This is a genomic window from Acinetobacter sp. RRD8 (assembly GCF_031844225.1).
GTDB lineage: Bacteria > Pseudomonadota > Gammaproteobacteria > Pseudomonadales > Moraxellaceae > Acinetobacter.
In genome coordinates, this window is sequence record NZ_JAUZUU010000009.1 from 18,121 (window position 1) to 44,970 (window position 26,850).

General features: G+C 45.2%; 22 protein-coding genes and 2 pseudogenes. 16 read left to right on the forward strand and 8 right to left on the reverse strand.

The window, feature by feature from the left end; translation table 11 throughout:
* Positions 1–100: 100 nt before the first annotated feature.
* Positions 101–538, reverse strand: a complete 438-nt coding sequence (locus Q9R24_RS09990; RefSeq protein ID WP_311204367.1) for a PaaI family thioesterase — start codon at positions 536–538, stop codon at positions 101–103.
* Positions 539–648: 110 nt separating this feature from the next.
* Here Q9R24_RS09990 and Q9R24_RS09995 point away from each other — a divergent pair, with 110 nt between their 5' ends.
* The 8 genes from Q9R24_RS09995 to Q9R24_RS10030 all read left to right on the forward strand — a co-directional run bounded on the left by Q9R24_RS09995 (position 649) and on the right by Q9R24_RS10030 (position 10,388).
* A complete protein-coding gene (locus tag Q9R24_RS09995; protein WP_311204366.1) occupies positions 649–1,404 on the forward strand; it encodes a class II aldolase/adducin family protein in 756 nt (251 codons plus the stop codon).
* Entirely contained in the window at positions 1,401–2,324 is a 924-nt protein-coding gene (locus Q9R24_RS10000) for a glyoxylate/hydroxypyruvate reductase A (protein ID WP_180038864.1), read from the forward strand. Before Q9R24_RS09995 ends, Q9R24_RS10000 begins: the two co-directional genes overlap by 4 nt.
* 34 nt (positions 2,325–2,358) lie before the next feature.
* On the forward strand, positions 2,359–3,147 hold the full coding sequence (locus Q9R24_RS10005) for an enoyl-CoA hydratase-related protein (RefSeq protein ID WP_213687714.1): 789 nt from the start codon (positions 2,359–2,361) through the stop codon (positions 3,145–3,147).
* Between the two features lie 11 nt (positions 3,148–3,158).
* Positions 3,159–4,139: a nitronate monooxygenase family protein gene (locus Q9R24_RS10010; RefSeq protein WP_311204365.1), complete on the forward strand. Its 981-nt coding sequence runs from the start codon at positions 3,159–3,161 to the stop codon at positions 4,137–4,139.
* 210 nt (positions 4,140–4,349) lie between these two features.
* Positions 4,350–6,152 (forward strand): acyl-CoA dehydrogenase C-terminal domain-containing protein, encoded by a 1,803-nt coding sequence (locus tag Q9R24_RS10015; protein ID WP_004280299.1) that lies wholly within the window; start codon positions 4,350–4,352, stop codon positions 6,150–6,152.
* 128 nt (positions 6,153–6,280) lie between these two features.
* On the forward strand, positions 6,281–7,120 hold the full coding sequence (locus tag Q9R24_RS10020; protein ID WP_311204364.1) for an alpha/beta hydrolase: 840 nt from the start codon (positions 6,281–6,283) through the stop codon (positions 7,118–7,120).
* 12 nt (positions 7,121–7,132) lie between these two features.
* Complete coding sequence (locus Q9R24_RS10025) at positions 7,133–8,629, forward strand: NAD(P)/FAD-dependent oxidoreductase (protein ID WP_311204363.1); 1,497 nt, start codon at positions 7,133–7,135, stop codon at positions 8,627–8,629.
* 76 nt (positions 8,630–8,705) lie between these two features.
* Positions 8,706–10,388, forward strand: coding sequence for an AMP-binding protein (locus Q9R24_RS10030; RefSeq protein ID WP_311204362.1), 1,683 nt, complete (start codon positions 8,706–8,708; stop codon positions 10,386–10,388).
* Positions 10,389–10,458: 70 nt separating this feature from the next.
* Here Q9R24_RS10030 and Q9R24_RS10035 read toward each other — a convergent pair whose 3' ends face one another.
* Positions 10,459–11,682 (reverse strand): CaiB/BaiF CoA-transferase family protein, encoded by a 1,224-nt coding sequence (locus tag Q9R24_RS10035; protein ID WP_311204361.1) that lies wholly within the window; start codon positions 11,680–11,682, stop codon positions 10,459–10,461.
* A gap of 356 nt (positions 11,683–12,038) precedes the next feature.
* Here Q9R24_RS10035 and Q9R24_RS10040 point away from each other — a divergent pair, with 356 nt between their 5' ends.
* Positions 12,039–13,310 carry an MFS transporter gene (locus tag Q9R24_RS10040; RefSeq protein WP_004730944.1) on the forward strand — a complete coding sequence of 424 codons (1,272 nt, stop codon included), beginning with the start codon at positions 12,039–12,041 and terminating at the stop codon, positions 13,308–13,310.
* A gap of 74 nt (positions 13,311–13,384) precedes the next feature.
* On the opposite strand, the pseudogene Q9R24_RS10045 reads toward Q9R24_RS10040, so the two are convergent.
* Positions 13,385–13,546: pseudogene (locus Q9R24_RS10045) on the reverse strand (MarR family transcriptional regulator); the annotation flags it as partial.
* A 2-nt stretch (positions 13,547–13,548) separates the two neighbouring features.
* On the opposite strand from Q9R24_RS10045, the pseudogene Q9R24_RS10050 reads away from it, so the two are divergent.
* Positions 13,549–14,400, forward strand: a pseudogene (locus Q9R24_RS10050) (AMP-binding protein); the annotation flags it as partial.
* Positions 14,401–14,510: 110 nt separating this feature from the next.
* Here Q9R24_RS10050 and Q9R24_RS10055 read toward each other — a convergent pair.
* Both Q9R24_RS10055 and Q9R24_RS10060 read right to left on the reverse strand, forming a co-directional pair.
* A complete protein-coding gene (locus Q9R24_RS10055) occupies positions 14,511–15,188 on the reverse strand; it encodes a type 1 glutamine amidotransferase domain-containing protein (RefSeq protein ID WP_311204360.1) in 678 nt (225 codons plus the stop codon).
* Positions 15,189–15,359: 171 nt separating this feature from the next.
* Positions 15,360–16,244: a LysR family transcriptional regulator gene (locus tag Q9R24_RS10060; RefSeq protein ID WP_247143379.1), complete on the reverse strand. Its 885-nt coding sequence runs from the start codon at positions 16,242–16,244 to the stop codon at positions 15,360–15,362.
* A 177-nt stretch (positions 16,245–16,421) separates the two neighbouring features.
* On the opposite strand from Q9R24_RS10060, the gene Q9R24_RS10065 reads away from it, so the two are divergent.
* The 6 genes from Q9R24_RS10065 (at position 16,422) to Q9R24_RS10090 (ending at position 23,659) form a co-directional block, all read left to right on the forward strand.
* The gene (locus Q9R24_RS10065; protein WP_005106965.1) at positions 16,422–17,951 is read left to right on the forward strand and encodes a CoA-acylating methylmalonate-semialdehyde dehydrogenase; all 1,530 of its coding nucleotides are present in this window, start codon (positions 16,422–16,424) and stop codon (positions 17,949–17,951) included.
* Positions 17,952–17,962: 11 nt separating this feature from the next.
* Entirely contained in the window at positions 17,963–18,853 is an 891-nt protein-coding gene (mmsB, locus tag Q9R24_RS10070; RefSeq protein WP_086044838.1) for a 3-hydroxyisobutyrate dehydrogenase, read from the forward strand.
* Positions 18,854–18,939: 86 nt separating this feature from the next.
* On the forward strand, positions 18,940–20,589 hold the full coding sequence (locus Q9R24_RS10075) for an AMP-binding protein (RefSeq protein WP_311204359.1): 1,650 nt from the start codon (positions 18,940–18,942) through the stop codon (positions 20,587–20,589).
* Between the two features lie 59 nt (positions 20,590–20,648).
* Complete coding sequence (locus tag Q9R24_RS10080) at positions 20,649–21,776, forward strand: acyl-CoA dehydrogenase family protein (RefSeq protein WP_253145652.1); 1,128 nt, start codon at positions 20,649–20,651, stop codon at positions 21,774–21,776.
* A gap of 22 nt (positions 21,777–21,798) precedes the next feature.
* The gene (locus Q9R24_RS10085) at positions 21,799–22,572 is read left to right on the forward strand and encodes an enoyl-CoA hydratase (RefSeq protein ID WP_311204358.1); all 774 of its coding nucleotides are present in this window, start codon (positions 21,799–21,801) and stop codon (positions 22,570–22,572) included.
* A 25-nt stretch (positions 22,573–22,597) separates the two neighbouring features.
* Positions 22,598–23,659 (forward strand): enoyl-CoA hydratase/isomerase family protein, encoded by a 1,062-nt coding sequence (locus Q9R24_RS10090; protein WP_311204357.1) that lies wholly within the window; start codon positions 22,598–22,600, stop codon positions 23,657–23,659.
* Between the two features lie 82 nt (positions 23,660–23,741).
* On the opposite strand, the gene Q9R24_RS10095 is transcribed toward Q9R24_RS10090, so the two are convergent.
* The 3 genes from Q9R24_RS10095 to Q9R24_RS10105 all read right to left on the reverse strand — a co-directional run bounded on the left by Q9R24_RS10095 (position 23,742) and on the right by Q9R24_RS10105 (position 26,780).
* Positions 23,742–23,912: a hypothetical protein gene (locus tag Q9R24_RS10095; RefSeq protein ID WP_311204356.1), complete on the reverse strand. Its 171-nt coding sequence runs from the start codon at positions 23,910–23,912 to the stop codon at positions 23,742–23,744.
* Between the two features lie 172 nt (positions 23,913–24,084).
* A complete protein-coding gene (locus tag Q9R24_RS10100) occupies positions 24,085–24,954 on the reverse strand; it encodes an SDR family oxidoreductase (RefSeq protein WP_004280275.1) in 870 nt (289 codons plus the stop codon).
* Positions 24,955–25,325: 371 nt separating this feature from the next.
* Positions 25,326–26,780, reverse strand: a complete 1,455-nt coding sequence (locus Q9R24_RS10105) for an amino acid permease (protein WP_311204355.1) — start codon at positions 26,778–26,780, stop codon at positions 25,326–25,328.
* Between the last annotated feature and the right edge of the window lie 70 nt (positions 26,781–26,850).

Consider the following 26,850-nt stretch of genomic DNA (forward strand, 5'->3'; position numbering starts at 1 on the left):
CGCGTATCAAACAACCTCATAAGTTTAAAAAAGGAAATGTCAGCCAACTTATTAATTGACTGACATTGGTACAGGTTTCAAGGATCTTTATTATTGATGGTCAAGTTCTGTTGGTAACCAATAAAGTCGCTGAACCAAAGGCATAAACTTTACCTTCTTTATCGATAATTCTGCCTTCTGATGTCAATACATTGCGTCCGATCCGGATAACTTCACCAATAGCTGTATAGGTTTCGCCGCTTTTCATCGCTTTCAGCATTTTTACATTCAGGTCAATGGTCGAGAAACTCACACCTGCATCTACTGTCGTGTGCACGGCAGCGCCAGTCGCACTATCTAGAACCGTTGCACAAAAGCCGCCATGAATTCCACCCTGTAAATTGTAATGGCGCTGATCAGGACGCACCTCATATTCCACATAGTTTTCGCGAACTAAAGTCAGGCGCATGGGAATAATTTCACTCATGGCTGAACTGGGAATTTCCCCATTTTTAATTGCGGTGAGATATTGAAGTCCGTTTAGTTGTGAGGTTGGCATATCAACTCCTTGTAATGATTTATTTCGCTTTATGAAATAATATTCTGTTTTTCTGAAATTATGATATAACAGATAGTGATCGAAATGCTATATTTTTCCAGGATGGAACGATGACAATAAAAAATCTCGTCACAGATGCTGAATGGCAGGCACGTTGTGAACTCGCAGCGCTTTATCGCATTATCGCGCATTACCGGATGACGGACCTGATTGATACTCACATCAGTTTAAGAGTTCCCGATCAGCCTGACTGTTTTCTGATTAATCAGTATGGTGTCGCTTTTGAAAAAATGTGTGCTTCAACGCTGGTCAAGATTAATCATGAAGGGCAGGTCGTAGAAAGCTATGAACAGGACAAGCCGGTGAATATGGCTGGCTTCGTCATCCACTCCGCAATTCATGAAGCACATGCTCATCTGAACTGTGTTATTCATACGCATACCGCAGATGGCATAGCAGTTTCTGCACAGAAACACGGACTTCTTCCCATTTCCCAGCACGCCATGAAGTTTTATCAGCATGTGGCCTATCACGAATATGAAGGCGTGGCACTATCAACAGATGAGCAGGAGCGACTGATTCAGGACCTGGGCAGGCATCGCGCCATGATTTTGCGCAATCACGGACTTTTAACGGCTGGCGAAACGATTGCACGGGCCTTTCATGAAATCTATTTTCTGGAGCGTGCCTGTCAGGCACAGGTGAAGGCCTTAAGCGGTGGTGCTGAATTGCATTATCCAGCAGAAGAAGTCCGAATTAAAACCGCCAAGCAGTTCGCCAGTCCTTTAGTTGAACCGATTTTACAGCGTGCCTGGCAGGCCGCTTTGTCTTTGATTGAGCATCAATATACGGAGTATGCATCATGATTGTGATATCCAGTACGGTGCCGAATATTGAAGCAATTCTGGTGAAGTCTTTTCAGAAATATGCCCCTAAGGGCAGTTTTTGTACATTGGACAGCCCGGAAGCAGAACTGGCGACCACAGCAGCTTCGTGGTTTCCAGATCTGGAAAAACTCCGGCAACTTCCAGAACTTGGTCTGATTCATTCAATTGCTGCTGGGGTAGAACATTTAAACTTAAATGCTGTACGCCCAGATCAAGCCGTTTGCCGGGTACTGGATCCACATCATCAAAAAGGCATGTTTGATTATCTGCTGTGGGGCGTACTGTATTTCCAGCGTTATTTTGACCGCATGATCCAGCAGCAAAAGCAGCAGCTATGGAAGCAGTATCGCCAAAGTTATAGCTATCATATCCAGATCGGGATTATGGGCCTTGGCCATATGGGCGGTTATGTGGCAGAACGTTTTGCCGACATGGGCTATCAGGTGTCTGGGTGGTCCAATTCCCCAAAAGAGATTGCTCAGGTCAAAAGCTATGTCGGATCAGAACAAATTTCCGAGTTTTTGGCCCAAAGTCAGATCCTGATTAATCTGCTGCCACTCACTGAAGAAAATACCGGCATTCTTTCTGCTGAATTATTTCAGCAGTTGCCTGAACAAGCAGCATTAATTCATGTAGGAAGGGGTCAGCATTTAATCGAGCAGGATCTACTCAATGCACTGGATTCCGGCCAGTTACGTGGTGCAATTATCGACGTATTTGAACAGGAGCCATTAGCTGCTGAACATCCATTCTGGCAGCATGAAAAGATCGTAGTTACGCCACATGTCGCCTCACATGCACCCATGTCTGTGGTAGTGGAACAGATTCTGGAAAATGACCGACGCTTAAATCTCGGGCTGGATTTATGCCATCAGGTAGATGTCAATAAAGGCTATTAATTGTAGGGATACCGGAAAAATAAGGAAATTGATGATGTGGGAAACGATTCAAACTCAGGTTCAGCAAGGCGTCGCGACCTTAAGCTTTAACCGCCCGGATTCACTCAACAGTTTTAACCGGCAAATGCATGAGGAAGTGCAGCAGGTGCTGAAAAACTGGAATAAAGATCCGGATATTCGGGTGATTGTGATTCGCGGTAATGGCCGGGCGTTTTCAGCAGGACAGGATTTAAAAGAACGTGCTGGACAGCTCGGCAATGTGCCTTTGCCACCGCAAGGCTCGCTGGCCAAATACTATAATCCCTTGATTAACCTGATCCGCCAGAGTCCCAAACCGGTGATTGCAGCAGTGAATGGTGTGGCTGCCGGTGCAGGTGCCAATATCGCACTGGCCTGTGATCTGGTCATTGCCAAGGAAAGTGCCCGATTTATTCAGGCTTTTTCTAAAATTGGCTTGATTCCTGATGCCGGTGGCACCTGGATGTTGCCACGTTTAATCGGTTATGCACGTGCCATGGCACTCACTTTTCTGGGCGAACCGGTGCATGCCAAAGAGGCCGCCGAAATGGGCATGATCTGGAAAATGCTTCCAGATACAGAATTTGATGCTTATATCGACGACATTGCACAGCGATTATCTCAACAGCCGACTTATGCGCTGGCTTTAACCAAACAGGCCTTGCAACGCAGTGCTGAAAATAACATGGACCAGCAACTGGAGCTGGAACAAAACCTGCAATATCTGGCTCTGAGCAGTCAGGACTATAAAGAAGGTGTCCAGGCTTTTATCGAAAAACGCCCTGTACAATTTACCGGATGCTAAGGAGAGCATTTATGAAAATTCAGACCCGTATTACCGAGCTTTTAGGCATTCGTTATCCAATTATTCAGGGCGGCATGATGTGGGTCGGTACCGCAGAAATGGCCAGTGCCGTATCTAATGCTGGTGGTTTGGGAACATTAACGGCATTGACTCAACCGACGCCTGAAGCCCTGGTCAAGGAAATTGCACGCTGCCGAGAAATGACCGATCAGCCTTTTGCAGTCAATCTGACTTTATTGCCCGCTGTGAATCCGCCGCCATATGCAGAATACCGACAGGCGATCATTGAAAGCAGTATCAAGATCGTAGAAACAGCAGGCAACAAGCCACATGAACATATTGAGGCGTTTAAGCAACACGGCATTATTGTCATTCATAAATGTACTTCCGTCCGTCATGCGCTTTCAGCACAAAGAATCGGTGCGGATATCATTTCGATTGATGGTTTTGAATGTGCGGGGCATCCGGGCGAAGACGATATTCCTGGCCTGATTTTAATTCCTGCCGCTGCGGATCAGCTTACTGTGCCGATTGTGGCCAGTGGCGGTTTTGCTGATGGCCGTGGTCTGGTCGCAGCTTTGGCTTTAGGTGCTGAAGGCATCAATATGGGTACACGCTTTTGTGCCACTCAGGAAGCGCCGATCCATCCAAACATCAAACAGTTCTATGTCGATAATGATGAAAGGGCGACGCATCTGCTATATCGACAGTTCAGGAATACCGCCCGTGTTGCCAAAAATGCGGTATCTGATCTAGTGGTTAAAATGAGTGAAGATCCAAACCTGCAATTTGAACAGATTCGTCCCTATGTCAGCGGTTTAAAAGGCAAGCTCGCTTTAGAAAATGGCGATATTGATGCTGGTGTACTGACTGCAGGTCAAGTGATGGGATTGATTCATGACATTCCGACTTGTCAGGCGCTGATCGAAAATATCATGCAGGAGGCAGAGCAGATTGTTCAGCAACGTTTAGCTCAATTTTTTCCACGTTAATCAACTTTAGTGAAGTCGCTGAATAGAAAAGCCATTCCACCATGAATGGCTTTTTTCATCCTGTATATTTTTTATTTTTAAATGGGAAATTTCATTGAATGACTAGATTTTATTCTTTAAATTATATTATAGTGGATTTAAAACATAATTTCGTATTATGAAATTAATTGTCATAAATATACAAATTAGAACTCATACAAGGGAATTACGATGAGAAATTATATTGCGCCATTAAAAGACATGAAGTTTGTCCTGAAAGACCTGTTAAACGTTGAACAGAAATATCAGGGCTATGCAAAATTCGCTGACAAGGTTTCTATGGATATTATGGAGCAATATCTGGAAGTCGCTGCGGACTTTTGCCAAAACGAACTTCTACCGATTAATGCGACAGGCGACCAGCAGGGTTGCCGTTTGCAGGATGGCGTCGTAACCACCCCGGATGGGTTTAAAGCAGCTTATGACAAATATGTAGAACTCGGCTTTACCTCATTAACTGGTGACGAAGCATATGGCGGTCAGGGTTTTCCGACTTTATACCGTATTGCCATTTCTGAAATTATCACTGCAACCAACTGGTCTTGGGGCATGTACCCAGGCCTGTCCCATGGTGCGATGCGTACTTTAGAGCATCATGGTAGCGATGAACAGAAACAGAAGTTTCTGGTACCTTTAATTGCAGGCCGCTGGACTGGAACCATGTGCTTGACTGAATCTCATGCCGGTTCTGACCTAGGTTTAATCCGTACCAAAGCAGTGCCAAATGAAGACGGCAGCTATAGCATCAGTGGGGAGAAAATCTTTATCTCAGCCGGTGAACATGATCTGGCGGAAAATATCGTGCATATCGTATTGGCACGTTTGCCAGATGCACCTGCGGGAACCAAAGGTATTTCGCTGTTTATTGTGCCGAAATACAATCTGGATGAAGCTGGTAATGTGGCTTCCCGTAATGGCGTGGTATGTAGCGCTCTTGAACACAAGATGGGCATTCACGGTAACGCGACCTGTGTGCTGAATTTTGATAATGCCAAAGGTTTCCTGATTGGGCCTGAAAATCGCGGCCTGAACTGCATGTTTACCTTTATGAACTCGGCACGTATCGGTACAGCCATTCAAGGCTTGGCAGCAGCAGAGTCTTCTTACCAGGGGGCATTGGCTTATGCCCAAGACCGTCTGGCGATGCGTTCACTTGAAGGTGCGAAAGCGCCAGGCCAACCTGCAGATCCGATTATCGTGCATCCGGCAGTACGTAACATGCTGCTGACTCAAAAGGTGTTTGCAGAAGGTTCACGTGCACTTGCATATTATCTGGCGACCTATGCCGATATCGCTGAAGCCACTGACAGCCCGGAAGAAAAGAAAGCAGCTGAAGACCGTCTAGCATTATTAACCCCTATTGCCAAAGCATTAATGACCGAAACCGGCATAGAAGCGGCTAAACATGGTATGCAGATTTTCGGTGGTCACGGTTATATTGCTGAACATGGCATGGAACAGATTGCCCGTGATGCACGTATTGCCAGCCTCTATGAAGGAACTACTGAAATTCAGTCCATTGACTTGCTGGCGCGTAAAGTGCTGGGCTCAAAATTGGGTTTGCTGACCGCATTAACCGATGAAATTCAGGGCTTTGTAAAAGAGCATCAGCAACATGTCCAGTTCAGCCAGCAAGTTGCACAAGTCAGCCAGTTGACTGAACAATGGCTGAAATTAACCAGAACCATTCAGGAGCAGGCTCAACAGTCTGCCAATGAAATTGGGGCAGCATCAGTTGACTACCTATATTTCTCTGGTTATGTCGTGTCCGCTTATTTGTGGCTGAAAATGGCAATTACTGCGCAGCAGAAAATTGAAGAAGGCAATACTGATCCGTTCTATGCAGCCAAGATCAAAACTGCACAATTCTTCTTTGCGCGTATTTTGCCAAGAACTTCAACCCACTTTGCCAATATTCAGGCGGGCGGTGAAAGCCTGTTTTTACTTGAACCTGAAGAGTTCAAATTCGATTAAACCTTTTGACCCACGATACTCGTGTCGTGGGTCTTTTTTAATAATTTTTGCATCCTCACCCAATTCAAATATTGAGATTTATTCTCGGATATTGAATAAACCATAAAACAACAAGATCAGGAGTCTATATGGATTTAGACATGATTACTCGACAGTGTCCTTATGCTGATCTGCAGCTTAATTTTCATGAAGTCGGACAGCGCTCTCCATTTCCGACTATTATTTTGATTCATGGCACCGGTGGAAATACCGACAAGCATTTCAGCTATATTTTTCCGATGCTGGGTATTCATCAGCGGGTTTTATCCATTGATTTGCATACCCCGAATAAAGCTGATCTAAAGGTGACTGATTTTAGCCAACAGGTTGAAGCATTGATTCAGCATGCAGTTGCAAAAGATGAAATCATTACAGTGGTAGGCTATTCACTCGGTGCCGTGATTGCTGCACAAGTGGCAGCCAGTTTAAAACAGCGCGTAGCGCGTTTGATCTTGTTAGCCGGTTGGGCCAAAACCAGCTCGGTGCAACAACTACGTACTGTCATTTGGCAGCAATTATTTGCTGAACAATCTGCGGCCTTGCCTCATTTTGTCAATTATTGCCTGTATAGCGATGATTATCTGTCTGCACGAAGCGAACAGCAGGTGTTGGATCTGGCACGCTTTGTTAAACCTTCACTAGATGCAGCCAAACAGCGTGAACTGAATTATCGCATTGATATTACATCGATCTTGCCTGAGATTCGTGCAGAGACGTTGATTGTGGCTTGCCGTGAAGACCGCATGGTGCCTGTAGCGCAAGCTAAACTGCTGTTTGCTTCAATTGCGAACAGTCGTTATATCGAAATTTCTTCAGGACATGCGCTCTATATCGAAGCGCCAGCAGAAGTGGTGCAACTGGTAAACCAGTTTAGCCAGCATCCAGAACAATATCCGGTGAATCAAAAAATTCAGCCTTATATGCCTTAAAGGAGATAAATAATGCAAGCTCAAGGACAGCGCAGCAAGATTTTAATCGTAGGCAGCGGTTTTGGTGGTTTAGGCATTGCAATCCGCCTTAAACAGCAGGGCATCCAGGATTTCAAAATCATTGAACGTGCAGCAGAAGTGGGCGGAACCTGGCGTGACAATACCTATCCCGGGGTCGCCTGTGATGTACCTTCCCATTTATATTCTTTCTCTTTTATTAAAAATCCGGACTGGTCTCGGGTCTTTCCACACGGAGCAGAAATTCAGCGTTATTTAATTCAATGCTGTGATCAGGAAAATATCCGGCCCCATATCGATTTTCATACTCAGCTCGAAAAAGCCAGCTGGAATGCACGAGAACGCATCTGGGAAATTCACACCTCTAAAGGTCTGTATCAGGCTGAGATTTTAATTACCGCAACCGGACATCTGGCTGATGAGCATCTCCCGCAAATTCCGGGGCTGGAAGAATTTGAAGGCCAGGTGATGCATTCCGCACGCTGGAATCATCAGATAAATTTGGAGAACCAGCATGTCGTTGTGGTGGGTTCTGGTGCTTCTGCCGTCCAGCTTGTGCCGGAAATTGCCAAAACGGCCAAAAGCCTGACCGTCTTGCAACGTAGTGCACCATATATTTTGCCCCGACCAGACCGACCTTATTCTGAGTCAGAAAAACAGCTTTTCCGCAAAGATCCGGACAGTATGTCAGCCTTAAGACATTCCTTGTTTTGGGGCAATGAATACAATTTTGCCCAGCGCCGTAATCTGAAAAGCCAGATTGAGCGGGTCAAGAAAAACTGCCTGCAATTCTTAAAACATCAGATTTCAGATCCTGAATTACAGCACAAACTCACGCCGAATTATGAACCTGGTTGTAAGCGCTTATTACTTTCTAATGATTATTATCCAACCTTTTTAAAACCGCATGTCACACTTGAAGACTCAGCATTGGCAGAAGTTACGAAAGACGGTGTATTAAGTCAGGCTGGAAATAGATTTTTTTCAGATATCATCGTATTTGCCACCGGATTTGAAGCAGCGCGTCCACCCTATGCCGCAAAGGTGGTAGGTAAACAGGGTTTAAGCCTGGAGCAGCAATGGTCCAGCGGTATGCAGGGTTATCAGTCAACGACCGTACATAACTTTCCAAACCTGTTCATTCTGAATGGGCCAAATACAGGCAGTGGGCATAATTCAGCGCTTTATTTTCTGGAAACCCAGTTTGATCTGGTACTGGATGCCTTGCAGTTTTTTGAGCAGGAACAGATTCAGGTCTTTGAAGCAGATCAAGAGGCTGAAAATAGCTATATGCAGGATCTACAGCAGCTTTCGCAAGGTAGTGTCTGGTTATCGGAAAGCTGTAAAAGCTGGTATCTGGACCCGGTCAGTCGCCAGCTGACTTTGGTCTGGCCGGATTATGCTCATTCATTTAGGGATAAAAATCAGCATTTTATTCGTAGCGGTTATCACTATCAGTATGTTGAATCGAGACAGCAGAAAGTGGTTTAAAAATATTTGATTAGAATCAAAATCTTATGGTTTAAATAATACAAAATAAATGTAAATCCAGGACAGGAGTATAGTCATGAGCAGTCAGCCATGGATGGAAGAATATAAAAAGTGGAATATCAATCCGGAGTTTACCCGGCCAGATCCTGAGAAAACCCTGAGCACGACAATTGCTGAGAATTTGGTGAAATTTCAGGATAAAACCGCATTTATCTATCTGGATCGCAAATTCAGCTATCAAGATGTCGATATGTCTAGTCAGAAACTGGCAAGCTATTTACAGAGTCTTGGGCTGACTGCTGGCAGCCGTATTGCGGTAATGTTACCGAATATTATTCAATATCCAATTGCTACTTTTGCCATTATTCGGGCCGGTTATGTACTGGTCAATGTCAATCCCATGTATACCCAGCGCGAGCTCTATCATCAGCTACAGGATTCAGGTGCAGAAGCCTTGATTATCCTGGGACAGACTTTGGAGCAATCAACAGCACTAGATGAATGTCCTGAACTCAAATATGTCATTTCGACGCATCAGCTGGATTTTATTCAAGAGCAGCCAAGTGCTATTTATAGTCAGGCAGCACAATATCCAGATAAACAGTTTTCTGACTTTAGACAGGCAATAAATCAGGTAAAGATTATTGATTTTGAACCGCCTGTACAGCATCAGGAAGATACGGTCATTCTGCAATACACGGGAGGAACCACAGGTGTTTCTAAAGGCGCAGAACTAAGCCATCGCAATATTTTATTTAATATCGCCCAGAACAGTACCGTATTTATCAGCCATTTTGCTGACCGCTATGCCGCTGAAAATGAATATGTATTCTGTGCTTTGCCGCTGTATCACATTTATGGATTTACTATCTGCCTGTTTAGTTATGGTCTGAGCCGAGGTTTCGCTAATGTCCTGATCCAAAATCCGAGAGATCTGGATGCTTTGGTGGATCAATACCAGAAACATCCACCCACTGTTTTCCCCGGGGTGAATACCATGTTTAATGCACTGGGACATCATCCACGTTTTCGTGAGCTGGATCATTCAAACCTGAAAACTACAACTGGCGGGGGAGCATCGATTTTAAAAAATACGGCAAATTTATGGTATGAGGTCACAGGCTGCCAGATTTATGAAGGCTACGGACTTTCTGAAACCTCACCAACTGCAACTTTTAACCCGCCTTTAAGCCGGCGATTTAGTGGCACGATTGGCTTGCCATTGGCAGGGACTGAAATTCTGATTCTGAATGATGAAGGAAAACCTGTAGAGCTTAATCAGGCTGGAGAAATAGCCATACGTGGTCCACAGGTAATGAAAGGATACTGGCAGCAACCCGAAGCAACAGCACAGGTATTTACCAAAGATGGATTCTTCCTGACAGGTGATATCGGTTGTATGGACGAACAAGGCTATATCACCATTCTGGACCGCAAAAAAGACATGATTCTGGTCTCCGGATTTAATGTTTATCCCAATGAGCTGGAAGGCGTGCTGTCCAAACATCCTAAAATACTGGAATGTGCAGTGATTGGTATTGATGATGAAAAGTCTGGACAGGTACCCAAGGCATTTATTGTGAAACAGGATGAAACTCTGACCCAAGATGAAGTCATGACTTATCTGAAGCAGCAACTGACCAGTTATAAATTGCCCAAATACATTGAGTTTGTGGCTGGATTACCAAAGTCTGCAGTAGGAAAAATTCTGCGTCGCGAGCTGCCTCGTACTGTTCAGCCGAGCGCCAAAGCCTGTTAAGGAATGATCTAGTCCATTAGATTTAAAATAAAAAAGGAATCGAAAGATTCCTTTTTTATTGCTTGCAGGCTTATCGCTGCTGGATGACTTTTTTGCTTTTCAGTTCTTCTATTTCAGCAGAACTTAAATATTGACTCAAAATGGCATCGGTATCTTCACCCAGACAAGGGGGTGCCTTTTTATATTCTACCGGTGTCTTGGAGAGTTTGATCGGTGAACCGATTGAGGTGTAATCTTCACGTAAAGTATGCGGCATCTGAATCACCATATCGCGTGCCAATACCTGTTCTTCTTGCAAAGTCTGTTTCAGGTCATTGATCATTCCTACCGGCACTTTAACCGCATGGATTAAATCCACCCAGGTTTTTGCCGGTCTAGTATAGAAATGAGCCTGTAGAACTGTGGTCAATTCTTCACGATGTGTAACACGTCCAGAATTTTTTAAGAAGCGAGGATCTTCTGCCACCTTAGCCAGACCAACGGCCTGACACAAAGCTTGAAATTGCAGATCGTTACCACAGGCAATAATAAATTCACCTTCCTGGGCTTTAAACACCTGATAGGGCACAATATTGGCATGCGCATTTCCGAAGCGACCGGGTACTTTGCCTGAGGTGAGATAATTCATGGCCAGAACAGAGAGGGAAGCAACTTGGGTATCTAACAGCGCCATATCAATATACTGACCTTCACTGGTTTTCTCACGGGACAACAAAGCCGCCTGAATGGCAATTGCGGCATATAAGCCGGTGGTCAAATCGGCAAAGGCCAGACCTGCTTTTTGCGGGCCACCACCGGGCAGATCGTCACGTTCGCCAGTGACACTCATCATGCCGCCCATTCCCTGAACGATAAAATCATAGCCCGGCTCTTGCGCACGCGGACCGTTCTGGCCAAAACCGGTAATAGAACAATATACCAGTCGCGGATTTAGCTGACTCAGACTTTCATAATCCAGCCCATATCGTTTCAACGAACCGGCTTTATAGTTTTCAATGACTACATCGCTTTGTTCAGCAAGCTTTTTGATAATACTTTGACCTTCAGGTGTAGATAAATCGATTGCAACCGAATGCTTGCCACGGTTGGCTGACAGGTAATAAGCCGATTCATGGGTATCTTGCTGCTGATTGTTTTTAAGCCAAGGTGGTCCCCAGATACGGGTATCATCCCCATGATCCGGTTTTTCAATCTTGATCACTTCTGCACCCAGATCAGCCAGAATCTGGCTACACCAGGGCCCAGCCAAAATCCGGCTTAAATCCAGTACACGAAATCCTGTTAAGGCACCCATTATTACGCTCCCTGTTCGATCATATTCAAATGACATATCGTTCTTATCCCTCTTTTTAAAGCTATATGAAAATGAAAGAACAATCAACTTTATGATAATAAATTTCGTATAACAAAATAAAACATCTAAAATGATGAATATTCATCTTATTTTCTTTAGCCTGATGCAAATATAAGTATGAACGAAGAACAAGAGGTCACTGATAAAAAGGAAAAAGCGATCTCCCAGACAGGATTAAAAAAGGAGTCAATCAAGTGAATTAAAAACGGATTAGCCTTAAAGCATATTCATTAGCGGAATAGCTTTAAATATAAAAGATCATGAAAACCTAAGGATAGGAAAACAGAGATTTAAATATGACGGATTTAGCGAGAGAATTAGAAAAGATTAAACCTACGACCAAACGAACGCAGCAAATTGCTTTTATTTTCGCCTTTCTGGCTTTACTGGTAGATGGCGCGGACATGTTGCTGTTGTCTTTCAGTTTAAATAGCCTGAAAGCAGAGTTTGGTCTCAGTAATCTTCAGGCCGGTACACTAGGCAGTTTTACCTTAGCAGGTATGGCGATTGGTGGCTTTATGGGTGGCTGGGCCTGTGACCGTCTGGGCCGTGTACGTACCGTAGTCATTTCGATTCTGGTATTTTCCATATTGACCGCAGCCTTAGGCTTTGCACAGAACTTTGAACAATTTGCTGTTTTACGCTTTCTTTCTGCCTTTGGCATAGGCTCTTTATATATTGCAGCCAATACGCTCATGGCTGAATATGTTCCAACTGAATATCGCACCACGGTTTTAGGTACCTTACAGGCAGGATGGACCGTCGGTTATATTGTGGCCACTGTACTGGCAGGCTGGATCATTCCAGAATATGGCTGGCGAACCCTGTTTTTTATTGCCATTATTCCCTCGGTTATGGCGATTTTTATCCAGAAACTGGTTCCTGAGCCAGAATCCTGGCAGCGTGCACGTTTGCAGCGTCTATATGCTCCAGCTGAAATCACAGCACAGCAACCCGCCAAAAAAAGCACAGTCAAAGAGATTTTCGCGGATCCTGCGAATCGCAGAATGTTTATTTTGTGGATCTTTACGGCCGGTTTTCTGCAATTTGGCTACTATGGCGTAAACAACTGGATGCCGGCATATCTGGAATCTGAATTGCACATGAATTTTAAATCCATGGCAGGCTATATGATTGGTACCTATGTAGCCATGATTTTCGGAAAAATTCTGGCGGGCTTTGCTGCAGACCGTCTGGGTAGACGCGCTGTCTTTTCGTTTGGAGCAATTGGAACGGCGATTTTCCTGCCCGTGATTGTGCTGTTCAACACCCCCGATAATATTGCCTATCTGCTGATTTTCTTCGGCTTTCTCTATGGTATTCCGTATGCGATTAATGCCACATATATGACTGAAAGCTTTGCGACGTCAATCCGCGGTACAGCAGTCGGTGGTGCCTATAATGCAGGGCGTATTGGGGCCATGTTTGCGCCTGCGATTATTGGCGCAGCAGCCAGTGGTGGTTCAATTGGCTTGGGCTTCCTGATTATGGGCGGTGCCTATTTCTTGTGTGGTGCAGTGTCCGGGATATTCATTAAAGACCGTCAATACGATCCACAAAAGGCATAATTTCAATTTATAAAAAAGAGCCTGAATTCAGGCTCTTTTTTATATTCTTCAATTAAAGCTATATTTCTATTTGTTTATTCCTGATCCGTTTCTTTATGCAGATGAATACTTTTTAAACCATCATTTACTTTATTGAGCAGATGAATTAGGGTAACCACATCATCAAAAGCCAGCTTATTTAAGGCCTGACCATAAAAATCAAAGAAATCAGCTTGCAAGTTGTCCCATGTTTCCAAGCTGGGATGTAGCCAAAGCAGTGGATCTAATTCATCAGCATCAGGTGAATTTCACCATGGCCTCGACCCCATTCCTGAATGACCTGTCCAATACCGTGGCGGAACAGCATGACAAGGTTGATTCACTAAAAATTTTCCTGTGTGCTGGTGCACCCATTCCGGGGCCATTGGTACAAAAAGCCCGGGAAATTCTGGGCGTTAAAGTCATATCCGCTTGGGGTATGACCGAATGTGGTGCAGTGACGCTGACCCGACCTGAAGATGAGGATGAACACTCTTTCAATACGGATGGCATCGCTTTACCTGGTGTTGAAATCAAGATCGTGAATAAAAAAGGTCAGACCAAAGCCGTGAATGAATCCGGGCGTTTGATGATCCGCACCTGTTCAAATTTTGGCGGTTATTTAAAACGTCCACATTTGAATGATACGGATGCCGAAGGCTGGTTTGATACTGGGGATATTGCCTATCAGGACGAGCATGGCTATATTCGGATTTGCGGACGTAAGAAGGATGTGATTATTCGTGGTGGAGAAAATATTCCGGTCGCGGAAATTGAATCACTACTTTATAAGCATCCGAATATCGCCACAGTAGCTTTAGTGGCTTATGCAGATGAGCGAATGGGCGAGCGTTCTTGTGCAATCATCAAGCTGAAAGATCAGACAAAGCCGTTAAGTTTTAATGAGCTGGTAGATTTCCTGAAAACTCATAATCTGGCTATGCAGTATCTTCCGGAACGCCTGGAAATCTGGGAGGATATTCCGATGACCCCATCGGGAAAAATCCAGAAGTTTAAACTCAGAGAATTACTGGCTCAGCATATTGCCTCAACGGCAGTTGAAGCGAACTAAATCTGGGAATAAATAGATAAATTAAACCCTGAATAATCTTGCATCATTCAGGGTTTTTCTTATTCAAAAAGAAGCGATCTAAAAGGTTAATACGAATTTTAGATTAACTTCTACTTTAATAATTTTAATAAAGCTTCAGCCGTTGCAGCAGAAGAGGCGGGGTTTTGTCCAGTAATGAGCAGACCATCTTGTTGCACGTATACCTGCCAGTCCTCAGTTTTGGAATATTTCCCACCTTTTTCTTTCAGCATGTCTTCCACTAAAAATGGCACAATATCGGTTAGGCCTACGCCGTTTTCTTCGGTATTAGTAAAACCGGTGACTGTCTTGCCCTCTACAATAGAATGGCCTTCGGCATCTTTCACATCACGCAGGACACCCGGAGCATGACAGACCAGCGCAACAGGTTTATCTGCCTGCAAGGTTTGCTCAATTAAAGAAATGGAATTCTGGTCTTTGGCCAGATCCCATAGTGGTCCATGACCACCTGGATAGAACACGGCATCAAAATCCTGATTGAGAACTTCACTCAGTTTATGTGTATTGGCAAGAGCCTGCATGGCCACCTCATCTGCTTCAAAGCGTTTGGTGGTTTCGGTTTGCGCATCCGGCTCATTACTTTTTGGATCTAATGGTGGCTGACCACCTGCAGGAGAAGCCAAAACTACCTCTGCGCCTGCATCGACAAAGGTGTAATAAGGCGCAGCTAGCTCTTCCAACCAGAAGCCAGTTTTTTTGCCAGTATCGCCCAGCTGGTCATGTGAAGTCAGTACCATCAAGATTTTCATATTATTTTCCTGTAGCTCATTAAAAAACATCGCGAATGATCGACTGTTAATTTAACAAGTCATGAGCGTCAGGAATGTTGTGATACGTTCATTTGCTGTATCGATACGTTGTTGTTTCAGTTGATTTAACTAAAGTACGTAGCCTTGCAAAGTGAACAGTGTGTTCAATATTCATCTGCCCATTAACAGGTCTTGCTGAAGATCGGCTTGTTTACGCAAGAAATCCCAGACCAGTTTAATTTTTGGTTCATGTTGCAGATCGACCAGCGTCAGCATCCAGAAAGTATGGGTAAAACTGACCTGATCGCCCAAAACCTCTTTGAGTTCGCTTTTATCATTGACCAGAAATTTCGGCAAAATGGCCAGTCCAGCACCTGCACGAACCGCAATTTCCTGCGCCAGAATACTATTACTGCGAAAACAGGCACTGACCTGCAAGGGAAGACGCTCCAGCGAATACAGTGCAGTGCTATAGACGAGATCATCAATATAATCGACAAAACGGTGCTGTTTGAGGTCTTCCAGTTTTTTAATTTCCGGATTTTGCTGTAAATAATGCTGGCTGCCATACAGTTTCAGGCAGTAGTTAGACAAACGAGTAATGATATAGGGGCCAGATTTGGGCCGGTCAATCGCGATCACAATATCGGCTTCTCGATGTGAAAGTTTGATCGCTTTCGGTACCGGAATCAGGTCAATGGTCAGCAAAGGATAATGCTGGGAAAATTCTGCCAAAAGACGGGCTAAAAATGCCGTACCAAAACCTTCTGGCGCACCAATCCGGACCCGACCTTGCAAAGGGTCGTGGCGCTTGTCAATCTGGATAAAGGACTGCTCCATCTGTTCCACACGCGGTACCAGTGCCAGACCTTCCGAGGTCAGTTCATAACCGGTGGCTTCGCGCTTAAACAGTTGAGTACCGAGGGTATTTTCCAGGGCCTGAATCCGCCGTGCCACGGTACTGTGTTCAACCCCAATCAAGCGTGCTGCATTGGTAAGCGTTTTAGCACGTGCCAAAACTAAAAAGAAACGTAAATGATCCCAATCCACTTTCATCTTCTATTTAACATCCTGTTAAATCCCTGTGCAAATTTGCACAATCATCGTGCATCATTTTCTATTGGTGGTCAAAGTGTTCTTTGTTAGTCTGCTGAAACAGCGTAAAAATTATACGTTAAATAAAAGCCAGTAAAGGCAGATACAACGACAATAACAAACCAGCACGGAGCGACCATGAACGCCATTTCTCATCCACAGCAAAGTACCGGATTCACCACCGCAAAACTTCTCATTAATGGTGAATTTGTCGAATCAAAAACCAGCCATTGGCAAGATATTGTTAATCCTGCCACTCAGGAAGTCTTGGGGCAGGTGCCATTTGCTACTACAGAAGAAGTCAATGCTGCGATTGCGGCTGCGCAAAATGCCTTTACTAGCTGGCGCCAAACCCCGATCCAGGCACGCATGCGCATCATGCTGAAGCTGCAGGATCTGATTCGTACGAATTTAAAAAGTATTGCCCAGGTCTTAACAGCAGAACAGGGGAAAACTCTGGCCGATGCCGAAGGTGATATTCAGCGCGGTCTGGAAGTGGTGGAGCATGCCTGTTCGATCGGTTCACTACAAATGGGTGAGTATATTGAAGGTGTGGCACGCGGTGTCGATACCTATACCTTGCAGCAACCATTGGGTGTCTGTGCAGGAATTACCCCGTTTAACTTTCCGGCGATGATTCCACTGTGGATGTTCCCGATGGCGATTGTCTGCGGCAATACCTTTGTATTAAAACCCTCAGAACAGGATCCGCTATCGACCATGATGCTGGTTGAGTTAGCGATTCAAGCCGGTGTACCGGCTGGCGTACTGAATGTAGTACATGGCGGCAAAGAAGTGGTCGATTTACTGTGTACCCATCGCGACATTAAAGCGATTTCTTTTGTTGGTTCAACCGCGGTCGGTACGCATGTCTATAACCTGGCAGGCCAGCACGGCAAGCGTGTGCAGTCTATGATGGGCGCTAAAAACCATGTCGTGGTAATGCCAGATGCGAATAAAGAACAGACCTTAAATGCGTTGGTCGGTGCAGCTTTTGGTGCAGCAGGTCAGCGTTGTATGGCACTTTCGGTGGCGGTGATGGTCGGTGAGACCAAGCACTGGGTCGATGAACTGGTCAATAAAACCAAAACCTTAAAGGTGAATGCCGGACATGAACCGAATACCGATGTGGGACCGGTGATTTCAACCCGTGCCAAAGCACGTGTGATCGATTTAATTAACAGTGGCGTTGAACAAGGCGCTGAACTGCTGCTGGATGGTCGTGATGTACAGGTTCCAGGCTATGAAAAAGGCAATTTTGTCGGGCCAACGATTTTTAATCAGGTTACGACCGATATGCGCATTTATAAAGAAGAAGTGTTTGGCCCGGTACTGGCGATCATGCATGTCGATACTTTAGAGCAGGCCATTGAGCTGATTAATGCCAATCCCTTTGGTAATGGCGTGGGACTGTTCACCCAGAATGGCAATACGGCACGTACCTTCCAGAACCAGATTGATATCGGTCAGGTGGGCATCAACATTCCAATTCCTGTCCCTGTGCCTTTCTTCAGTTTTACCGGTTCACGCGGTTCAAAACTGGGTGATCTAGGTCCTTATGGCAAACAGGCGGTGCAGTTCTATACCCAGACCAAAACCATTACCAGCCGCTGGTTTGAAGATGACCAGGAAACCACAGGTGTTAATACCACGATCAGTCTGCGTTAAGGAGCATCAGCATGAAGATTGCATTTATTGGTTTAGGCAATATGGGCGGCTCCATGGCGCAAAACTTGCTCAAGTCCGGTCATCAGGTTTTTGGTTATGATTTAAGTGCAGTGGCTTTACAGCATTTTGCAGAAGGGGGCGGTATCGTCTGCGACAGTCCACAAGCTGTCGCGAAGCAGGCGGAGATCGTGGTCAGCATGTTGCCCGCCGCCAAGCATGTGCGTGAAGTCTATTTAGGTGAACACGGTATTCTGGAGGTGCTTCAAGCGGGCAGCTTATGTATCGACAGCAGCACCATTGACCCGCAAACCATTCAGGAGGTTGCCGCAGCAGCGCAGGCCAAGCAGATTCGCGTCTGTGATGCACCGGTATCCGGCGGTACTTTAGGTGCCAAAGATGGCACTTTAACCTTTATGGTCGGTGCAGATGATGCCACCTTTGAGGCGGTCAAACCAGTTCTCGGCTGTATGGGTAAAAATCTGGTGCATTGTGGTGCGGTGGGAACAGGACAGGTAGCAAAAATCTGTAATAACCTGATTCTGGGCATTTCCATGACTGCGGTAGCAGAAGGGATGGCACTCGGAGCCAAACTGGGTATTGATCCGCAGGCGCTGGCTGGGGTAATCAACAGCTCCACTGGACGTTGCTGGAGTTCTGAAATTTATAATCCATGGCCCGATATTTGTGCCAATGCACCGTCATCGCGGGGTTATACCGACGGTTTTGCCGCACAATTGATGCTCAAAGATTTAGGTTTGGCGGTCGATGCAGCGCAACAGGTGGATCAGCCGGTTGTACTCGGCAGCATGGTACAAAAACTCTATCAACAGCTCTGTCAGGAAGGAGATGCCCATCTGGACTTCTCCAGCATCATGCATCAATACACCACGCCAAATGCTTAAAACTTAAAAGATTCAGATGGAGCAAGGATTCGCTTCAATAATTACACCTTGTCAGTAATAACGATAAATTCAGGCTGAGGTTTAACATGTTAGATTATCAAACAACGGTTCAAGACTTTGATTTAAATACGGTTGCAAGCCAGTATCTCTCCGGTTCCATGCAGGCAGTAAATGCCTGTTATGAATGCTGTGACCGTCATGCCGATTCCGATGCCATTGCCTTATACTGGCATGGTAAAGATGGCAGAAAAGAACAATATAGTTTTGCCGAACTCAAAAAATATTCCAGCCAGTTTGCCAACTTTTTAAAGTCTCAAGGCATTGGTAAAGGCGACCGCGTTTCCGGATTATTACCACGTACTCCCGAGTTGATCATTACTATTTTGGCAACCTGGCGGATTGGTGCTGTCTATCAACCCTTATTTACGGCCTTTGGTCCCAAAGCCATCGAGCATCGTATTCAGCTGGCGCAAAGCAAGCTGGTGGTGACTGATCTGGCGAATCGGGACAAATTATCCGAGATCAGCAACTGTCCACCGATTGTGACGGTACATGCCGAAACTGAGGAAGAGCGCTATCCGCACGACCTCAGCTTCTGGACGGTATTAAACCGTCAGGCTGAAGCTTGTGAGCTGGAAATCCTGAATGTCGATGATCCATTTTTATTGATGTTTACCTCCGGTACTACTGGACCAGCGAAACCTCTTAAAGTCCCTTTAAAAGCGCTGATTGCTTTTGCAAGCTATATGCAAAATGCGATTGGTCTAACTCCTGAAGATGCTTTCTGGAATATTGCGGATCCCGGCTGGGCCTACGGTTTGTACTACGGTATTACCGGTCCCTTAATGCTTGGACACTCGACCCTGTTTTATGAAGGCACTTTCAGTGCGGAAAGTGTCTGCGAAATTGTCAAGGAATATGGCATTACCAATCTGGCTGGTGCACCGACTGCTTATCGCATGATGATGGCGGCCGATCCTGCTCAAATGGCAAAACTACGCGGTAAGTTACGTGTTGTCAGCAGTGCGGGAGAACCGTTAAATCCGGAAGTGATCCGCTGGTTTAAAGAGGTGCTAGATGTGCCGATTTATGACCATTATGGCCAGACCGAAGTCGGGATGGTGGTGTGTAATCATCATGCTTTGGAACATCCGGTCCGTTCAGGTTCGGCAGGCTTTGCCAGCCCGGGTTACCGAATTGCCGTTGTCGATGAACAGGGGCATGAATTAGCAGCTGACGTCCCGGGAATCTTAGCGGTTGATATCAGCCAATCTCCGATGATGTGGTTCTCTGGCTATGAAGAAAGCCGTAAATCTCCCTTTGTCGGCCACTACTATTTAACCGGAGATACCGCGGAAATTCATGCCGATGGCAGTATGAGTTTTGTGGGACGTAGTGATGATGTCATTACTACCTCGGGCTATCGGGTGGGGCCGTTTGATGTGGAAAGTGCCTTGCTGGAACACGATGCCGTGATTGAAGCGGCGGTGATTGGCGTACCGGATCCCGAGCGGACCGAAATCATTAAAGCCTTTGTGATTCTGGCTGGTCATTCTCCTGCAACTGCCGAGCTGCAGGAAGAGCTGGGTCAATTTGTGAAAAAGCGTTTATCTGCGCATGCCTATCCGCGTCTGATTGAATTTGTGACCGAATTGCCGAAAACCCCAAGCGGTAAAATTCAACGCTTTTTACTGCGCAATCAGGAAATCAACAAGCAGCAATCCAAAACTGCATAAGCTCATAAAGCCAACAGATTGAATAAGAAGATTAAATAAAGAGATTGAAGGAAGCATCGATGCAATTAACGGAAGAACAACACCTGATTCAGGATATGGCCAAAAGCTTCGCCCAGGAACAGATTAAACCCTTTGCCAGCGAGTGGGATCAAAAAGGCATCTTTCCCAAAGATGCCTTGGCCCAAATGGGAGAGCTGGGTTTTTTAGGCATGCTGATTCCGGAAGAATGGGGCGGCTCGGGCACAGGTACGCTGGCTTATGTTCTGGCCTTGGAAGAAGTCGCTGCGGCCGATGGTGCAACATCCGCGATTATGAGCGTACATAACTCGGTGGGTTGTGTGCCGATTTTCAAGTTCGGCACGGAACAGCAAAAGCAGCAATTTCTAAAGCCTTTGGCCCAAGGTGAAATGATTGGTGCCTTTGCCTTAACCGAACCACATACCGGATCGGATGCTGCCGCGATTAAAACCCGGGCGGTCAAGGATGGCGATCATTACATTCTGAATGGCGCCAAACAGTTTATTACCTCAGGGCACAATGCCGGGATGATTATTGTGTTTGCAGTGACTGATCCAGGCGCGGGCAAAAAAGGCATGAGTGCATTTTTAGTGCCGCGCGACACACCTGGCTATGAAGTGATTCGGGTGGAAGAAAAACTCGGCCTGCATGCTTCGGATACCTGTCAGATTGCCTTAACCGATGTCCGCATTCATGAAAGTTTAAGACTCGGTGCCGAAGGCGAAGGTTTAAAAATTGCCTTGGCCAATCTGGAAGGCGGGCGGATCGGTATTGCAGCACAAGCCGTTGGTTTGGCGCGTGCCGCTTTAGAAGAAGCAACGGCCTATGCGCATGATCGCGTGGCTTTTGGCAAACCGATTTTTGAACAGCAGGCGATTTCGTTCAGGCTGGCCAGTATGGCGACTGAAATTGAAGCAGCACGCCAACTGGTTCATTTTGCTGCACGTAAAAAGGAAGCTGGCGAAAGCTGTTTGACTGAAGCCTCCATGGCCAAACTATTTGCTTCGGAAATGGCCGAACGCGTGTGTTCCAAGGCGCTACAAATTTTTGGTGGCTATGGCTATCTGAAAGATTTTCCGATTGAACGCATCTATCGGGATGCGCGGATTTGTCAGATCTATGAAGGCACCAGCGATATTCAGCGTCTGGTGATTGCACGCAGTTTATAAGGAATTAAAAAGGATTTTTATCATGCAATGGCAAACCATTTTACTCGAACAATGTAACGGTGTTGGACTGATTACCTTAAACCGTCCTCAGGCGTTAAATGCACTGAATAACCAGCTGATTGTCGAGGTCAATCAGGCTCTTGATCAGCTGGAAAAAGACCCCGAAATTGGTTGTATCGTGATTACCGGTTCGGAAAAAGCTTTTGCTGCTGGTGCCGATATTAAAGAAATGGCAGATCTGAATTTTCCGCAAATTTATCTGGACGATTTTTTTAGTCTGGCCGACCGGATTGCGCAGCGCCGTAAACCTTTAATTGCCGCAGTGAGCGGCTATGCCTTGGGTGGTGGTTGCGAGCTGGCATTGATGTGCGACTTTATTTACTGCGCTGATAATGCAAAATTTGGTTTGCCTGAAGTTACCTTAGGCGTGTTGCCCGGCATTGGCGGGACCCAGCGTTTAACCTTGGCGATTGGTAAGGCCAAAGCCATGGAAATGTGCCTGACTGCACGGCAGATGGGGGCGCAGGAAGCGGAACAAAGTGGTTTGGTCGCTCGGGTTTTTGCCAAGGAAGAATTGCTGGAACAAACCCTGCAAGCTGCCGAGAAAATTGCTGAAAAGTCGCTTACTGCCGTGATGATGATTAAAGAATCAATTAATCGGGCCTTTGAAGTGAGCCTGGCTGAAGGCCTGCGCTTTGAACGCCGGGTATTCCATTCCATTTTTGCAGGTTCCGATCAAAAGGAAGGCATGCAGGCCTTTGTGGAAAAACGCCCAGCCAAATTTACCCATCAATAAGAAATTCATAATAGGAACAAAAAGAATGAGTGATGAAAATAATTTAGCGATTCGGGTCGCAGGGGGGCTGGGCATTATCAGCCTGGACCGCACCAGCCATTTAAATGCCTTAACCCTGGCGATGATTCAGGGCATTCAGGCGCAACTCGATCAGTGGCTGCATGAACCACAGGTACAAGCGGTTCTGATCAATTCCAACAGTCCCAAGGCGTTCTGTGCCGGAGGAGATATCCGCTATCTGTATGACAGCTATCAGGCCGGCAATACCCAATATCAGGATTTTTTTGCCACTGAATATAAGATGCTGAGCACCTTGCGTAATTTTCCAAAGGCCGTGATCGTGATGATGGATGGCTATGTACTGGGCGGAGGCTTTGGATTGGCTCAAGCCTGTCATATCAAAGTTACGAGTGAAAAATCACGTTTTGCCATGCCAGAAACTGCGATTGGTTTTTTCCCCGATGTCGGTGCTACCCATTTTCTGTCCCGACTGGATGACGTCGGTGTCTATATGGCATTGACTGGTGAGCAAATCAGTAGCAGTGATGCGCTGTATCTGGATCTGGTGGATTATCATGTGCCGAGTGAGCGTTTTGCTGAATTAGAAGCAGCATTGATTGCAGCACCGGTATTAAACCCGATTGAGATTCAAAAGATCATTAGTTCCTATATTACGCATCCGGTAGAAAGCGAGCTGCAAAAACGTGCAGATCTGATTAATCAGCATTTTGGCTATCAACACCTGGAGGAGATTGAACAGAGCCTTGCTCATGCAAGTAGTGCAACTAATCAGGAATGGGCCAATAAAATGCTGACCATTTTGCAGCAGCGTCCGGTGATGGCAAAACAGACCAGCCTGAAGTTACAGCAAGCCGGACAGAATTTGTCGCTGGAAAAATGTATGCAGCTAGAACGGGACTTGCAGGATGTCTGGTTAGAGCAGGGCGATTTTATTGAAGGGGTTCGTGCGCTGATTATTGATAAGGACAAAAATCCACAATGGCGAACTGAGAATGCAAAATTTGAAAAGACCTTGCAAAAGATCTGGCCAGCATGGACTCAGCAGCGTATCGAAAATATTACTTAAAGCTGATGGTAAAAGACCCTCTATAATTTAATTATAGAGGGTCTTTGTATCTGTCCCATACTTTCATCGACATGAATTCTATTTAGGGGGACGTTTTCTTTTTCTTGCCGCCACCGTCTTGTTTATTGACCGTCGACCAAGCGATACGTTCGGCTTCTTCTTCAGAAAGCCCACGCGCTTTTTCGCTTTCTTCAATATGTTTGGCCTGCCGTTTCTGCTTATCGGTATAAGCTGATTTGTCACCTCTAGGCATCTTAATATCCTCATCAGGTTTGGCTGAAATTACTATAACAAGAGCTTATTTTTACAAGGGTAAGTATTTGTTGGAATCATTTTATAAAAACCTAATTTTTTAAAATATGAAAATCTAAAGATTAAATAGATGAAGATAACGGTCAGCTAGAACCGCTATCTTCTGTGCCAAATTAGCCGTTAATAATACTGCCGCCATTCACATGAATCACCTGACCTGAAATATAGCTGGCTTCTTCACTGGCCAGGAATAAATACGCCGGTGCTACTTCACTCGGCTGGCCCATACGACCCATTGGGGTGCTTTTACCAAAATCTTTGAGCTGTTCTTCATCAAAGCTGCTCGGAATCAATGGTGTCCAGATGGGACCTGGCGCGACCCCATTGACACGAATGCCGGTTTTATTTTTCAATAAATTGGTGGAAAGGCTTCGGGTAAATGTGGTGATGGCACCTTTCGTACTCGCATAGTCAATCAGCTGGTCATGACCATGATAACTGGTAATACTCGTCGTATTGATAATGCTATCACCTTCTTGCATATGCGGAATCACCGCCTGAGTCAGGTGGAACATCGATAGAATATTCACATTAAATGTTTTAAGTAATTGCTCGGGCGAGATATCGGTAATACTTTCTTGCGGGTATTGAACCCCGGCATTATTGACCAGAATATTAATCGTTTTAAATTCCTGAAGGGTCTTTTCCACCATTTTCTTGATTTCATCTTGATCTTGTAAATCACATTGAATCAGCAGACAACGGCGGCCTTCATCTTCCACCATTTTTTTGGTGTCCCGTGCATCCTGATCTTCATCCAAATAGCAAATGGCAATATCGGCACCTTCGCGAGCAAATAAGACCGATACAGAACGGCCAATTCCGCTATCACCACCAGTAATCAAGGCAACTTTGCCTTTTAATTTTTCACTGCCTTTATAATGCGGTTTAATAATTTCCGGTGCAGGGTCCATTTTGGTTTGCACACCCGGTTGATGGTCTTGTGTTTCAGTTGAAGCTGGGGTTTCAGGATAATGATTCATATCTTTTCCAATTCCAATGATTGTGGCCATATAAGAAAAAATATATTAGAAGCTTTTAGGCAAAATGAGGCTGGACTCAACATTTCATAACAGAATGTATTCGAGATTTATCAATTATTCGTTGAAACGGATCAGGTTGAGCAACCAGAACAGAAAAAGCTGATGAAACAGCTTCTGGCTACACTTTGATAGCTGAGGTGGTCTTGAAAGGTGAAATTTGATTAGGAAAGGTGAGGTATCAACGGAGATTTAAAATCTAGACATACATAGGCCTTTTTTACTGGGCTTGTATATAAAATAAATGGAGAGTTTTTTAACTCTCCATTTATTTATTCATTCTGATGTGTTTAAAAAATTTCTATAGAAATAAATTAAAGATTATCACTTAAATTAATTCTGGCCTGTGCTGCCTTTTCCTTTTTGGCTGAGGCTTTACCCCAGTTAAACTTTTGTGCACAGATGCCTAAGCCCACAATAAATAATGCAAGCACACTGGTATAAACCACTTCTTTAAAATAGGTTCCTTCAATAATCATGGTAATTAAAGCGCCGACAATAAAGATAATGACCAGATAAGTGAGCCATGGGAATAACCACATCTTGAATGGAATATTTTGTCCTTCAGCTTCCAGTTTTTTACGTAACTTAAGCTGAGAAATGGCAATAGCAAGATAGACATATAAAGATACGGTACCCGTCGCTAACATCAAGACATCATAAATATTCATACTTTCGGTGGCAGTCAGATAAATCGCCACGAAAGAAAACAGGCTTGAAAAGATGACACCTACCCATGGGCTGTTATTGCGGTTGGTTAAACCGAAACTCTTTGGTGCATCTCCACGTTTCGAGAGGGAATAGACCATGCGTGAACAGGTATAAAGTGCGGAGTTAAAGCAGCTACATACCGAGGTGAGCACGACAAAATTAACAATATGGCGCGCTTCCGGAATACCGAGTGCGGTAAGGGCCACACTATACGTACCCCAGGTCGGATCTTTCAATAAAGGATTATTGTGTGGAATCAGGCAAACCGTAATCAACATTGAACCGACATAGAATAAAATGATACGCCATACAATTGAATTAGCGGCCTTACGAATTTCCTTGGCTGGATCTTTGGTTTCAGCTGCTGCTACGGTGACAATCTCTGCTCCCATATAAGCAAACATTACACCCAGTAAGGCAGTGATCACCGATGAAAAGCCATTGGGCATAAAGCCTTGAGCGGTTAGATGAGTTGTACCACCGAGCATAGAGGCATCGCCCCAAGGCCACAGGTGCATCACAGCCAAGCTGCCAAATACCAGGAACAGTACAATGGCAATGACTTTGATCAGGGCAAACCAGAACTCGAATTCACCAAAATTTTTTACGTCACGGAGGTTAATCCAGACCAGTGCTACAGTGACCAGAAGCATATAGCCCCAGATCGGGATAAATGGAAACCAGCTATTTAGGATTTTCCCGGCGACAAAGGCTTCCCAGCCCATGAGCAACGTCCAGAAAGACCAGTATAACCAGCCGATAGAAAATCCGGCCCAGCGCCCGATTCCACGATCTGCATAGGTTGAAAATGAACCGCTGTCGGGATTCAGTACTGCCATTTCTCCCAACATACGCATGATGAGTAAAACTAATAGTCCACCTAGAGTATAGGCAATGAGTGCAGCCGGCCCTGCAGAATAGATAACATTACCGGAGCCGACAAAGAGTGCTCCACCAATGACACCGGCAATTGAAATCATGGTGAGATGGCGTGATTTAAGTCCGTTTTTTAAGCCGTTTGATGATTCGGAACTGGAGAAATGTTGATGTTCTGCCATATAATTTCCCTTAATATCAATAGCGTAGCGGCAATAAAATTCCTTATTTGGCTTACGCTATCTTATCCTT